Origin of the sequence: Streptomyces sp. E11-3, assembly GCF_046540415.1 — a bacterium.
In the GTDB taxonomy this organism is placed as follows: Bacteria; Actinomycetota; Actinomycetes; order Streptomycetales; family Streptomycetaceae; genus Streptomyces.
The window spans coordinates 3,934,606-3,947,167 of sequence record NZ_JAZGRL010000001.1; the positions used below are offsets into that span (position 1 = coordinate 3,934,606).

General features: G+C 71.1%; 13 protein-coding genes. 7 read left to right on the top strand and 6 right to left on the bottom strand.

Features of this window, described 5'->3' with window-relative positions; all coding sequences use genetic code 11:
* Window positions 1-58: 58 nt before the first annotated feature.
* Window positions 59-937, top strand: coding sequence for an amidohydrolase family protein (locus tag U9R90_RS18160; RefSeq protein ID WP_411057497.1), 879 nt, complete (start codon window positions 59-61; stop codon window positions 935-937).
* An 18-nt stretch (window positions 938-955) separates the two neighbouring features.
* On the opposite strand, the gene U9R90_RS18165 is transcribed toward U9R90_RS18160, so the two are convergent.
* Window positions 956-1,234, bottom strand: a complete 279-nt coding sequence (locus tag U9R90_RS18165; RefSeq protein ID WP_411057498.1) for a hypothetical protein — start codon at window positions 1,232-1,234, stop codon at window positions 956-958.
* A gap of 122 nt (window positions 1,235-1,356) precedes the next feature.
* Here U9R90_RS18165 and U9R90_RS18170 point away from each other — a divergent pair, with 122 nt between their 5' ends.
* The 5 genes from U9R90_RS18170 (at window position 1,357) to U9R90_RS18190 (ending at window position 7,714) form a co-directional block, all read left to right on the top strand.
* Entirely contained in the window at window positions 1,357-1,623 is a 267-nt protein-coding gene (locus U9R90_RS18170; RefSeq protein ID WP_411057499.1) for a GntR family transcriptional regulator, read from the top strand.
* 76 nt (window positions 1,624-1,699) lie between these two features.
* Entirely contained in the window at window positions 1,700-2,461 is a 762-nt protein-coding gene (locus tag U9R90_RS18175) for a response regulator transcription factor (RefSeq protein ID WP_411057500.1), read from the top strand.
* Window positions 2,458-4,077 (top strand): ATP-binding protein, encoded by a 1,620-nt coding sequence (locus tag U9R90_RS18180; RefSeq protein WP_411057501.1) that lies wholly within the window; start codon window positions 2,458-2,460, stop codon window positions 4,075-4,077. The genes U9R90_RS18175 and U9R90_RS18180 overlap by 4 nt, the downstream gene beginning before the upstream one ends.
* Before the next feature lie 26 nt (window positions 4,078-4,103).
* Entirely contained in the window at window positions 4,104-5,510 is a 1,407-nt protein-coding gene (locus U9R90_RS18185; RefSeq protein ID WP_411057502.1) for a glycosyltransferase, read from the top strand.
* Window positions 5,507-7,714 carry an ArnT family glycosyltransferase gene (locus U9R90_RS18190; RefSeq protein WP_411057503.1) on the top strand — a complete coding sequence of 736 codons (2,208 nt, stop codon included), beginning with the start codon at window positions 5,507-5,509 and terminating at the stop codon, window positions 7,712-7,714. Before U9R90_RS18185 ends, U9R90_RS18190 begins: the two co-directional genes overlap by 4 nt.
* 56 nt (window positions 7,715-7,770) lie before the next feature.
* Here the strand turns inward: U9R90_RS18190 and U9R90_RS18195 are convergent, their stop codons facing one another.
* The 4 genes from U9R90_RS18195 to U9R90_RS18210 all read right to left on the bottom strand — a co-directional run bounded on the left by U9R90_RS18195 (window position 7,771) and on the right by U9R90_RS18210 (window position 11,317).
* Window positions 7,771-8,445, bottom strand: a complete 675-nt coding sequence (locus U9R90_RS18195) for a hypothetical protein (RefSeq protein WP_411057504.1) — start codon at window positions 8,443-8,445, stop codon at window positions 7,771-7,773.
* 107 nt (window positions 8,446-8,552) lie between these two features.
* The gene (locus U9R90_RS18200; RefSeq protein WP_411057505.1) at window positions 8,553-9,101 is read right to left on the bottom strand and encodes a spore germination protein GerW family protein; all 549 of its coding nucleotides are present in this window, start codon (window positions 9,099-9,101) and stop codon (window positions 8,553-8,555) included.
* Between the two features lie 63 nt (window positions 9,102-9,164).
* Complete coding sequence (locus U9R90_RS18205; RefSeq protein ID WP_411057506.1) at window positions 9,165-10,823, bottom strand: MDR family MFS transporter; 1,659 nt, start codon at window positions 10,821-10,823, stop codon at window positions 9,165-9,167.
* A gap of 38 nt (window positions 10,824-10,861) precedes the next feature.
* Complete coding sequence (locus tag U9R90_RS18210; RefSeq protein ID WP_411057507.1) at window positions 10,862-11,317, bottom strand: MarR family winged helix-turn-helix transcriptional regulator; 456 nt, start codon at window positions 11,315-11,317, stop codon at window positions 10,862-10,864.
* A 169-nt stretch (window positions 11,318-11,486) separates the two neighbouring features.
* On the opposite strand from U9R90_RS18210, the gene U9R90_RS18215 reads away from it, so the two are divergent.
* The gene (locus tag U9R90_RS18215) at window positions 11,487-11,696 is read left to right on the top strand and encodes a hypothetical protein (RefSeq protein WP_411057508.1); all 210 of its coding nucleotides are present in this window, start codon (window positions 11,487-11,489) and stop codon (window positions 11,694-11,696) included.
* Window positions 11,697-11,717: 21 nt separating this feature from the next.
* On the opposite strand, the gene U9R90_RS18220 is transcribed toward U9R90_RS18215, so the two are convergent.
* The gene (locus tag U9R90_RS18220) at window positions 11,718-12,437 is read right to left on the bottom strand and encodes a hypothetical protein (protein ID WP_411057509.1); all 720 of its coding nucleotides are present in this window, start codon (window positions 12,435-12,437) and stop codon (window positions 11,718-11,720) included.
* Window positions 12,438-12,562 lie beyond the last annotated feature (125 nt).

Consider the following 12,562-nt stretch of genomic DNA (forward strand, 5'->3'; position numbering starts at 1 on the left):
GGTTAGCGGGGTTAGCCGGGACGGCGAGGCAGCGGAGGTTGGTGGGGTCGATGAGGCAGTGGAGGTGCGGCAGTTCCAGGAGCGCCTCGGGCTGGCCGGGCTCGTCGACGTCCACACCCACTTCATGCCCGAGCGGGTGCTCCGCAAGGTCTGGGCGTACTTCGACGCCGTGGGGCCGCTGACCGGCATGGAGTGGCCCATCACCTACCGGCGCGATGAGGATGAACGGGTCGCGCTGCTCCGGGAGTTCGGGGTGCGGGCCTTCACCGCGATGCTCTACCCGCACAAGCCGGGGATGGCGGCGTGGCTGAACACCTGGGCCGCCGAGTTCGCCGCCCGTACGCCCGACTGTCTGCACACGGCCACGCTCTTCCCCGAGGAGGGCGTCGACACGTACGTCCGCGAGGCGGTCGAGTCCGGGGCGCGCGTCTTCAAGTCGCACCTCCAGGTCGGGGCGTACGACCCTGGCCACGAGCTGCTCGACCCGGCCTGGGGGCTGCTGGCCGAGGCCGGGATTCCGGTGGTGACGCACTGCGGCTCCGGGCCCCAGCCGGGCAAGTACACCGGGCCCGAGCCGGTCGCGCGGCTGCTCGCCCGGCATCCTCGGCTGCGGCTGGTCGTGGCGCACATGGGGATGCCGGAGTACACCGACTTCCTCGACCTGGCGGAGCGGTACGGCGAGGTCAGGCTGGACACGACCATGGCCTTCACGGACTTCAGCGAGGGGCTCACGCCGTTTCCCCGGCAGGAGCTGGCGCGGCTCGCGGACCTGGGTGACCGGGTGCTCCTCGGGACGGACTTCCCGAACATCCCGTATCCGTACAGCCATCAGCTCCACGCCCTGGAGCGGCTGGGGCTGGGGGACGACTGGCTGAGGGCGGTCTGTTACGGGAACGGGGCGCGGCTGTTCGGGTTGGAGCGGGGAGACACCCCCTAGTTGAGGCGGTCGCCCCGGCTAGTTGAGGCGGTCGCCCCGGCTCTCGGCTACGCGCAGGGCGTTGTGCAGGGCCTCGGTCAGGTGCTGGACGAGGAAGCGGAGCTCGTGTGGCGGGGGCTGGGTGGTGGCCAGCATCTCGCGGGAGTAGGCGAGGAGTTCGGCGCCCATGCCGAGTTGTACGGACTCCATGGCGTCGGCGGTACGGGACACCGGGCCGTCGCCGTCGCCGATCAGGTAGCAGGGCTTGCCCTCGGGGCCTGACCAGGGCAGGAGGCGGGCGTGGTGGGGCGGTTCCATCGGACGACCTCCAGGTCGTGGACCGGGTCTCGTGCACGCACCGTACCAATAGTGAGGTCTAGTGTACTAGGGTCTACCAGGGATCGCACAGGTGTACCTAGCATGGCGATGATGCTGTAGTGATGCAGTTCGCCCCTGATATCCCGCGCTGGCGCCAGGTCGCCGACATCATCCGTGCCCGGATCGCTGACGGGACGTATCCGCCGCGGACGCGTGTGCCCTCGGTCGTCCAGATCATCGATGAGTTCGGGATCGCCACGGCGACTGCGCAGAAGGTGCACAAGGGTCTGCGCGAGGACGGGCTGATCTACACCGAGCCCGGCCTCGGCTCGTTCGTGGCCCAGCCGCCCGCCGAGACCCCCGAGACCCCCGACGGCGGCGCCGCATAGCCCGCCCCTGGCGATTCTCAGGTAATTCACAGGTTGGGGACAGGAAGCTCTCAGAGGTGCCGCACACGGTGGTCGCATGACCACCACTTCGCCCCAGGGACGCGCTGAAGAACTGCTCAGGCCGGACGGTACCCCCGTCCGGGTGCTCGTCGTGGACGACGAGGCCGCGCTGTCCGAGCTGCTGTCCATGGCCCTGCGCTACGAGGGCTGGGAGGTGCGCAGTGCTGCCGACGGCGCGGGTGCGGTGCGGGCCGGGCGGGAGTTTCGGCCCGATGCCGTCGTACTGGACGTGATGCTGCCCGACATGCACGGGCTCGCCGTGCTGGGGCGGCTGCGGCATGAGCTGCCGGAGGTGCCGGTGCTGTTCCTGACGGCCAAGGACGCCGTGGAGGACCGGATCGCCGGGCTCACGGCGGGTGGCGACGACTACGTCACCAAGCCGTTCAGCCTGGAGGAGGTCGTGGCACGGCTGCGCGGCCTGCTGCGGAGGAACGGGGCCGCCGCCAAGCGCAGTGAGTCGATGCTGGTCGTGGGCGACCTGACGTTGGACGAGGACAGCCACGAGGTGACCCGTGCGGGTCGGGACATCCATCTCACCGCCACCGAGTTCGAGCTGCTGCGGTATCTGATGCGCAATCCGCGGCGAGTGCTCAGCAAGGCGCAGATCCTCGATCGGGTGTGGAGCTACGACTTCGGGGGTCAGGCCAACGTCGTAGAGCTGTATATCTCCTATCTGCGGCGGAAGATCGACGCCGGGCGGGAGCCGATGATCCACACGCGGCGCGGCGCCGGGTATCTGATCAAGGCCGCGGAGTCGGCGGGGTCGGCCGCGGGATGAGGCGTTCCCGCAGCTCCCGGTCGCTGCGTACCCGGTCGTTGCGAACACGGTCGTTGCGTACCCGGCTGGTCGTCTCGGCGGTGACGCTGATCGCGCTGGTGTGTGCGGTGATCGGCACAGTGACGACGGTGGCGCTGCACTCCTACCTGTACGAGCAGTTGGACACGAAGTTGTCCGATGCCGCCGGGCTGGCGACCCCGAAGCGCGTCGGGCCCGACGGCCCGAAGCCGCCCGCCGACGTCAAGGTTGATCAGGACGTACGGGACGATCCGCTGCGGTTTCTCGGCTTCGGTGGGCAGAACCTGGGGACGGTCGGAGCCACCGTGCGGGACGGGCAGGTGACCCGCGCGGCGATCAGTGAGGCGTCGGACACCGACAGCGGCCCGCGCTCAGCCAAGGTGACCGACCTCGGCGATGAGGTGGAAGCGGCGCTGGACACGGTGGCCTTGGACGGAAAGCCGCACAACGTCGACATTCCGGGGCATGGCCAGTACCGGGTGCAGTCCACCCCGGGCGGGCAGCTACTCGTCGGCATCTCGACCAGTGACGTGGACGACGCGATCAGCACCCTGATCGTGGTCGAACTGTGTGTTGCCGGGGCTGGGTTGGTGGCCGCCGGGATCGCCGGCGCCGCCATGGTCGGCGTCGCGCTGCGGCCGCTCCGCAGGGTCGCCGCCACGGCCACCCGCGTCTCCGAACTCCCGCTGCACAGCGGCGAACCCGCGCTCCACGAGCGCGTTCCCAACATGGACGCCGATCCGCGTACCGAAGTCGGGCAGGTCGGCGCCGCGTTCAACCGCATGCTGGACCATGTGCACTCCGCGCTCAGCGCCCGTCAGGAGAGCGAGACGCGGGTACGGCAGTTCGTCGCGGACGCCAGCCATGAGTTGCGTACGCCGCTGGCCTCGATCCGTGGCTATGCCGAACTGACCCGGCGTGGGCGGGAGGAGACCGGTCCTGACACGCGGCACGCAATGGGACGTATCGAGTCCGAGGCGGGGCGGATGACGGGGTTGGTGGAGGACCTGTTGCTGCTCGCCCGGCTGGACTCGGGGCGGCCGCTTGAGCGGGAGAGTACGGATCTGTCACCTCTGGTGGTGGACGCGGTCAGCGACGCCCGCGCGGCCGGGCAGGACCACAAGTGGCGGCTTGAACTCCCCGATGAGCCCGTGGTGGTGCGGGGCGATGTCGCGCGGCTGCACCAGGTGCTCGTCAATCTGCTGGCCAACGCGCGTACGCACACGCCATCGGGGACGACCGTTACGGCACGGGTGCGGGGTGAGGGGGCGCGCGTGCGGGTGGAGGTCGAGGACGACGGGCCCGGGATCGCGCCGGAGTTGCTGCCGCATGTCTTCGAGCGGTTCGCGCGGGGGGACGCCTCGCGGTCGCGGGGTGCGGGCGGCGCCGGGTCGACCGGGCTCGGGCTCGCGATCGTGGCGGCCGTGGTCGCGGCGCACGGTGGGGATGTGGCGGTGCGGAGTGTTCCGGGGCGTACGGCCTTCGTGGTGCTGCTCCCGGCCCTCCGCTTCTCAGATGAGACGGACTCACGGACGGATTCACAGACGGACCCGAAGATGGACTCACAGGCGGGGCACAGGCTCACCACACGGCTGTGACAGGGCACTTCGCGAGTGTCGCCGTCATGCGAGCTGTCATGCGAAGCGAATCCCTTCCGGGGCGGGAACATCTGCCCGCCGGACCGAGGCACGTACCGGGTCCGCCGGGTCCGCCGGGTCCGCCGGGTCCGCCGGGTCCGCCGGTCCTCGATGTCGTGATTCCCGTGCACAACGAGGAGAAGGATCTCGAGCCGTGCGTACGGCGGCTGCACAGCCACCTGGTGCGCACCTTCCCGTACGCCTTCCGGATCACCGTCGCCGACAACGCGAGTACGGACGGCACACCCGAGGTCGCGGCGCGGCTCGGCGCGGCGCTCCCCGAGGTCGCCGCGTACCGCCTGGACCTGAAGGGGCGCGGGCGGGCGCTGCGTGCTGTGTGGTCGCAGTCGGACGCGCCCGTACTCGCGTACATGGACGTCGACTTGTCCACCGACCTCAACGCGCTGCTGCCGTTGGTCGCCCCGCTGATCTCGGGGCACTCGGACCTGGCGATCGGCTCGCGTCTTGCCCGTTCCGCGCGGGTGGTGCGCGGTCCCAAGCGGGAGTTCATCTCGCGTACGTACAACCTCATCCTGCGGGGCTCGCTGGCTGCCCGCTTCAGTGACGCGCAGTGCGGCTTCAAGGCCATCCGGGGCGAGGTCGCCGAGCGGCTGCTGCCGATGGTCGAGGACACCGGGTGGTTCTTCGACACCGAGATGCTGGTGCTCGCCGAACGGGCCGGGCTGCGTATCCACGAGGTGCCGGTGGACTGGGTCGACGACCCGGACTCACGGGTGCACATCGTGCGGACCGCGACCGAGGACCTGAAGGGCGTGTGGCGCGTGGGGCGGGCGCTGGCCGTCGGCGCGCTCCCTCTGGACCGGCTCGCACGCCCCTTCGGGGACGACCCCAGGGACCGTCGGCTGTCCGGTGTGCCGGGTGGTCTTGCCCGGCAGCTGGTCGGGTTCTGCGTCGTGGGCGCGCTGTCCACGCTGTTCTACCTGGTGCTGTACTCCGTCTTCCGGTTCGGGCTTGGCGCGCAGGCCGCCAACGCGGCGGCGCTGCTGGTCTCGGCGGTGGGCAACACGGCAGCCAATCGGCGGCTGACCTTCGGCGTACGGGGTCGGGACCGCGCCGTACGCCACCAGGCGCAGGGACTAGTGGTGTTCGCGGTCGGGCTCGCGCTGACCAGCGGTTCGTTGGCGGCGCTGGACGCGGCCGCCGTGAACCCCTCGCACGGTACGGAGTTGACCGTGCTGATCGCCGCGAACCTGGCGGCGACGGTGCTGCGCTTCCTGCTCTTCCGGGCCTGGGTGTTCCCGGACCGGGGCGCGGTTGCCGTGCCCGGCGCCTCCGATCCGTCGGACCTTCCCACCCCGAACGACCCGAACGACCACCTGAACGATCCGAACGACCACCTGAACGCCCCGAACGACCCGAGGACCCTCCGATGACTCTGCCCGCAGCCCCGCCCGTTCCGCCCGTTCCGCCATCGCCGCCGGCCGCGGCGGGCGTCCCGCCAAGGCTCGGCCTGCCGTGGCGTGTCTGGCGCGGCAGGCCCGAGGACGGCCGCTGGGTGCGGCCCGCGTTCCTCTGCCTCCTGCTGGCCGTCGCCGTGCTCTACCTCTGGAACCTGAGCGCATCCGGCTACGCCAACTCCTTCTACTCGGCGGCCGTTCAGGCGGGCAGCGAGAGCTGGAAGGCGTTCTTCTTCGGCTCATCGGACGCCGCGAACTCCATCACCGTCGACAAGCCCCCGGCCGCGCTCTGGCCGATGGCGCTGTCCGTACGCCTCTTCGGCCTCGGCTCCTGGCAGATCCTGGTGCCCGAGGTGCTGATGGGCGTGGCCACGGCCGGTGTGCTGTACGCGGCCGTACGGCGCCGTTTCCCGGCCGCGGCCGGGCTGATCGCGGTGGCGGTCTTCGCGCTGACGCCCGTCGCGGCGCTGATGTTCCGGTTCAACAACCCGGACGCGCTGCTGACCTTGCTGATGACCGTCACCGTCTACTGCGTGCTGCGCGCGCTGGAGGACGCGCGGACCAAGTGGCTGGTGTGGGCGGGCGTCGCGGTCGGCCTCGCCTTCCTCACCAAGACACTTCAGGCCTTCCTGATCCTGCCGCCGCTGGCTCTCGTGTACGGGGTGTGCGCCCCGACCCGGCCGCTCCGACGGCTCGGCCAACTCGCCCTGTCCGGGCTCGCGATGATCGTCGCGGGCGGCTGGTGGGTCGCGATCGTCGAGCTGTGGCCGGCGTCCTCGCGCCCGTACGTCGGCGGCTCGCAGACCAACTCCTTCCTGGAGCTCACCTTCGGCTACAACGGCCTCGGCCGTATCAACGGTGACGAGCCCGGGAGCGTCGGAGGGGGCGGCCGCGGCTGGGGCGAGACCGGCATCGACCGGCTGGTCGGCTCCAACATCGGCGGGCAGATTTCCTGGCTGCTCCCGGCCGCTCTGATGCTGCTGGTCGCGGGTCTCGTGCTGACCTGGCGCGCGCCGCGCACGGACACCGCCCGGGCCGCGTTCCTCGCGTGGGGCGGCTCGCTGCTGATGACCGCCGCGGTCTTCAGCTTCATGCGGGGCATCTTCCACGAGTACTACACGGTGGCGCTGGCGCCGTACATCGCGGCGCTGGTCGGCATGGGTGCGGCCATGCTCTGGGAGGAGCGGGCCAGGTTGCTCGCGTCGGCCGCGCTCGGGCTGACCGTCGCGGTGACCGGGTACTGGGGGTACGTCCTGCTCTCCCGCTCCCCGGACTATCTGCCGTGGCTGCGCTGGGCGGTGCTCGGCGCGGGCCTGGCGGCCGGGCTCGGGCTGCTGCTCGCGGGGCGGCTCGGGCGCCGGTTGGTGCTGGCGGTCGCCGGACTCGGGCTCGCGGCGTCACTGGCCGGGCCGCTCGCGTACACCCTCACTACGGTGAACGAGGGCCACGCCGGGTCGATCGTGACGGCTGGGCCGACGGTGGCGGGGGGCCGGGGCGGTCCCGGTGGCGGAGGTGGTCCCGGTGGTGGCGGTCCTGGTGGTGGCACCGGTGGCGGAGGTGGTCCCGGTGGTGGCGGTCCTGGTGGTGGCACCGGCATGCAGCCGCCCGGCCAGCAGGGTGACGGCGGTCAGCAGGGAGGCCAGGGAGGCCAGGGACAGAATCAGGGTCCGGGGCAGCGCCCGCGCCAGGACGGCACTGGCCAGAACCAGCGGCCGAACGGCGACGGCATGCCGGGCGGCGCCGGTGGCGGCGCCGACGACGGCCGCGTTCGCGGCGGCGGTGGGGGCGGCATGGGCGGCCTCCTCGACGGCGCGAACGTCAGCGACGAGGTCCAGGCCAAGCTGGCGGCCGACTCCGCCGACTACACCTGGGTCGCCGCGGCCATCGGCGCGCAGAACGCGGCCAGTTACCAGCTCGCCACCGGGGACCCCGTGATGCCGATCGGCGGCTTCAACGGCAGCGACCCGTCCCCGACGCTCGCCCAGTTCAAGCAGTACGTCGCCGAGGGCCAGATCCACTACTTCATCGGAAGCGGCGGCGCAGGCGGCGAAGGCGGCATGCGCATCGGTGGCCCCGGCGGCAACGGCAGCTCGGAGATCACCTCCTGGGTCGAGTCCACGTTCAAGGAGGTGACGGTGGACGGCACCACCCTGTACGACCTCACCCAGCCGACAAGCTGAAGGCAGAGCGCGAAGCGGTGGGGGCACGAGGCGGCGGGGGCACGTGGAGGTGGGGGTTACTCTTCCGTCATCTCAACCATCTCAACTGTGAACGCTCCAGTGGCAGGGGCGATACACGCGACGACGTCCGTTTCCGGGCCCGCCGCCGAGCCCTCCTCGCAGAGCCGGCCGCCATGCTCACGAAGGTCGAGGTAGAACCGTGTGGCCTTGCCGTCCTGCTTGAGGCCGTGGATGCGCTCGTCGATGTAGCCGAGGCCGTTCAGGACCTTCCTGACCTTGGCGGGGGTGGGCTCCGCCACCGCCTGCAGCGCCTGGACGATGCGCTGTTCGTGCCGCACGCTCGCGCACCAGTCGCGGTCGTTCAACTCCGCCTCGGGGCCGGTGGGAGCGCCGGGTTCGATCGGGTCGGTCGGAGGCGTCTCGCCGGGGGCGAGACTGTCCCTTTCCTCCGGGGCAGTCGGCTTCTTGCCGACCGGACCCGGCCCGGTCTCGTCGGCCAAGGGACACGGCCGTGCGAACTTGTCGAGCATCGCCATGAACGCCGCCTGCTCGGTGCTCGGCGGTGTGGCACGCGCCGTGGCGGCGCCGCTGCCGCCCGGCTTGCCCAGCGGCTCACCGTCACCCACCCCCTCGCTGCCGCAACCGGTAAGCACCAGGGCAGCGAGGGCGGTCGCCGCGAGGGCGTGCCGGAGGCGGGCGACCGTGTTGGTGGAAGCAGGTACGCGTGTCATGGACACAGTGTCTGGCCAACGCCGCGTACTCCGCGTGAGTACGCGTACTCACACGCGTCGGCCCCGGAGGCAACGGCAGCGCGGAGCGGCGGGGCACGGCTACGGGATCAGCGAGAGCGGCGCTTGGCGAGGCGGCGGGTGAGTCGTGGGATGACCATGCCTACGAGGAGAGCGGCTAGGGGGACGGCGACGTCTACCCAGGGATCCCGCAGGGGTTTGTAGGTGGCCGTGCCGTTCTTGATCTCGATGAAGCCGCGGGGTCGGGCGGCTGCTCCCCCGCCGCCCCCTGCGCCCTCGCCGTTCTTGGCGGTACCGGTTTCGCCGCCTGTGCCGCCACCGAATCCGAAGGCGACTTCGGCAACCGGGATCACCGTGACGCCATCACTGGTGACGGGGTCACCGTAGACAACCGTGACCGAGGCCCGGCTGCCGAGCTTGTCGGCCAGGCACTCCAGCAGGGCGACGGAGGCGTGAGCGGGGGTCATGTCCGTCAACGGAGTGGAGAGCGTGTGGTCGTTGTCCTCGGCGGTCATCGTTTCGCTTCCCTGCTCGGCGCGTACGGAGGTGCCGAGGATATGGGCGAAGGCGCCCGGCCGCCAGGCCCGGCAGAAGCCCGGCGCTCGGGAAGGTCGCTGGCCTCCGGTTCCGGCATTCACGGTACTCCTCGTCCACCAAGCAATGCGGCCCTTCAGGCGCTCTGGCTCGCCACGGTGGGGTTGTCAGCTCCGGCCCTGGCCCCCACGGTCCGATACCGTCCCCGCCGGGACCGGAGCCGCCTCGGCCGGACGCGGCTCCGAGGCCGAGGCCGAGGCCAACGCCCCCGCCGTCCGCAGCGGCACCTCCTTGATGAACAGGGTCACCACCAACGCCACCATCGCCAACGGCGCCGCGTACAGGAACACATCCGCGATCCCGTGCCCGTACGCCCCCTCGATCACCGTCCGCAGCGGCCCCGGCAGTGAGTCCAGGTCCGGGATGCCCCCGCCACCCGTACCCGCGTGCCCCATCGCCGCGCCCTCGGGGCCGAGTTCGGCCAGGCCGTCCTCGACGTAACCCGTGACCCGCGTGCCCAGGATCGCCCCCAGCGCGGAGACGCCCATCGCGCCGCCCAGCGACCGGAAGAAGGTGACGACCGACGACGCGGCGCCCAGGTCTTCGGGGGCCACCTGGTTCTGGGTGCACAGGACCAGGTTCTGCATCATCATGCCGATGCCGAGGCCCAGCAGCGCCATGAAGAGCGCGACCCGCCAGTAGTCGGTGTCGTACCGGATGGTGCCCAGCAACCCCAGGCCCGCCGTCAGCAGCGCGCCCCCGGCGACCAGCCACGCCTTCCAGCGGCCCGTCCTGGTGATGATCAGGCCGGAGGCCGTGGAGGAGACGAACAGACCGGCGATCATCGGGATGGTCAGCACCCCGGACATCGTCGGCGACTCGCCGCGCGCCAGCTGGAAGTACTGGCTGAAGAACACCGTGCCACCGAACATCGCGACCCCGACGAAGAGCGAGGCCAGCGACGACAGCGCGATCGTACGGTTGCGGAAGAGCCGCAGCGGGATGATCGGCTCGCTCGCCCGGGACTCGACGAGCAGGAAGAGCGCGGCCAGGGCGAACGCGCCGCCGACCATGACGCCGGTCTGCCAGGAGACCCAGTCGTACTTGTCCCCGGCGAAGGTCACCCACACCAGGAGCAGCGAGACCGCCGCCGTGATGAAGAAGGCACCGCTCCAGTCGACCTTCACCTCACGTCGCACCACCGGCAGTTTCAGCGTCTTCTGCAGCACGATCAGCGCGATCACCGCGAACGGCACGCCGACGTAGAAGCACCAGCGCCAGCCCAGCCAGTCGGCGTCCGTGATGACACCGCCGAGCAGCGGTCCGCCGACCGTCGCGACGGCGAAGGTGGCGCCCAGATAGCCGCTGTACCGGCCGCGCTCGCGCGGCGAGATCATCGCGGCCATCACGATCTGCGCGAGGGCGGAGAGCCCGCCGACGCCGATGCCCTGGACCACCCGGCAGGCGATCAGCATGCCCGCGCTCTGCGAGAGTCCGGCCGCCGCCGAGCCCAGCACGTAGATGATCAGGGCGATCTGGACCAGCAGCTTCTTGCTGAAGAGGTCGGAGAGCTTGCCCCACAGCGGGGTGGTCGCCGTCATCGCCAGCAGGGACGCGGTCACCACCCAGGTGTACGCGGACTGGCCGCCGCCGAGGTCGGAGATGATCTGGGGCAGGGCGTTGGACACGATGGTCGACGACAGGATCGCGACGAACATACCGAGCAGCAGCCCGGACAGCGCCTCCATGATCTGCCGGTGGGTCATCGGTTTGGTCTCTGCCTCTGTCGCTGTCTCTGCGTCTTCGGTGTCTGCGGTGCCGCCCATGGGGTTCCTTTTCTTACGGGTCACGCGGGTCATGCCAGTCACGCGGGTATACGGGTGGTCGAGGCCCGGCAGTCGCCGAAGTCGGCGCGCATCCGGGCGAGCAGCGAGCTCAGCTGACGTACGTCGTCGTCCGACCAGTCCCGCAGGTGGTCGGCGAGCGCGCGGCTGTAGCGGTCGCTGAGCTCGGTGATCAGCTCGCGGCCCGCGGGCGTCAGCCGCAGGATGCGGGAGCGCCGGTCCTCGGGGGCGGGGGACCGGTCGATCCAGCCGCGCTCCGCCACATGCGCCACATGACGGCTCGTCACCGACATGTCGATGGCGAGCAGTTCGGCGAGTCGGCCGATCCGCATCTCGCCGTGCCGGTCGAGCACGACGAGTACGGCGGCCGCGCCCGGCGGGCACTCGTGCGGAAGTACGCGGGCCAGGTCACGCTTCACGGCGCCGATGGCGCTCAGCTGGCGGGCGAGTTCCTCGTACTGGCCCTGCTCGGCCATGGCTCGACACCCCCTCCATTCGTTGCTTAGGGCAACCATAGAGCTATTTAGTTGCTGCAGGCAAATGAAAAGTGGGCAAAGTGTGTAAAGGGCAGGCAATGTCGCCGTCGGGTTCTGGGGCGGCGCCCGGGGTTGGGCGCACGTCGCCGGTTCGCTAGGCTCCTGGCGCATGGCACACAACCCCCACGCGCCCCAGGGCCCCGAGGGCCAGCACGACCCCGCGGGCAGTACGCAGATGTTCCGCGCCTTCGTCGACGAGGGTGCTCCGCAGCGGCAGCAGCAGGTGGCGGCTCCGGCCGGACCGCGTATCGGGCTGATCGTCGGTGTGGTGCTCGCCGTAGCGATCGTGGCGGGGGTCGCCTGGCTGGCCCTCAGCTAGGGCGCTGCTCCGACTACTCCGCTACTGCCACTTCACCGACACGTCCTGGGTCTCCACATGCATGCCCAGCGGGACGCGCCAGCTGGCGACGCACACGGTCCAGGACTTCGTCTTGGAGGTGCCGGGGGCGATCGGCGTCGGTAGCGCCTCGGTCGACTCGATCGTCGCCCAGTCGACGCCGAGCGCGCCGATGATGTGCGTTCCGAAGGTGATCGTGCCCGAACGTACCGCCGTACCACCGGTGTTGGTGAACTTCACGGTGACCTTCTCGCACCAGCGTTGGTCGGCGGGTGCCCGCGCCGGGTCACCGACCTTGAGTACGGCGGGCCCGGCTGGCGGGGCGGGGTCGGTGTTCGGGCCGGACGGACTGGAGGGGCTCGACGGACTGGCCGGGCTCGACGAGCTGGACGGGGCGGACGGCCCGGAACTCCCGCTGCCGCCTGGCGACTTCCCCTCCAAGTCACCGGAGCCGGAGCCGGACCCCGAGCCGGACCCCGAGCCCGGGCTGGACTCGGCGTCGGAGCCGGAGCCGTCCTCCGAGCCCTCGCCGCCCGTCCCAACCTCGCCGCCCGTCCCAACCTTGCCGTCCGTCCCGTCCGGGTCAGACGCCCCGCCCCCGCCCTTGGAACCCTTCTTCGCGCCTTTGGCCCCCTCGCCGCCCAGTGGCACCAGCACCACGTCACCCGTAGGCGCCACCGCGTCCCCCGGTACCCGCTCGGCGGAGCCCGCGCCGACCGCCACATAGCNCCCGCCCTGCCCCTAAGAGCCTTACCCGCACCCCGTCCGGCCCCCGCGCCGCCGCGCCACAGGTCGAAGGCGCGGCCGTGGGCGCCCCGAAGGGCGGCGCCGAAGGCGTCCTTTTAGCT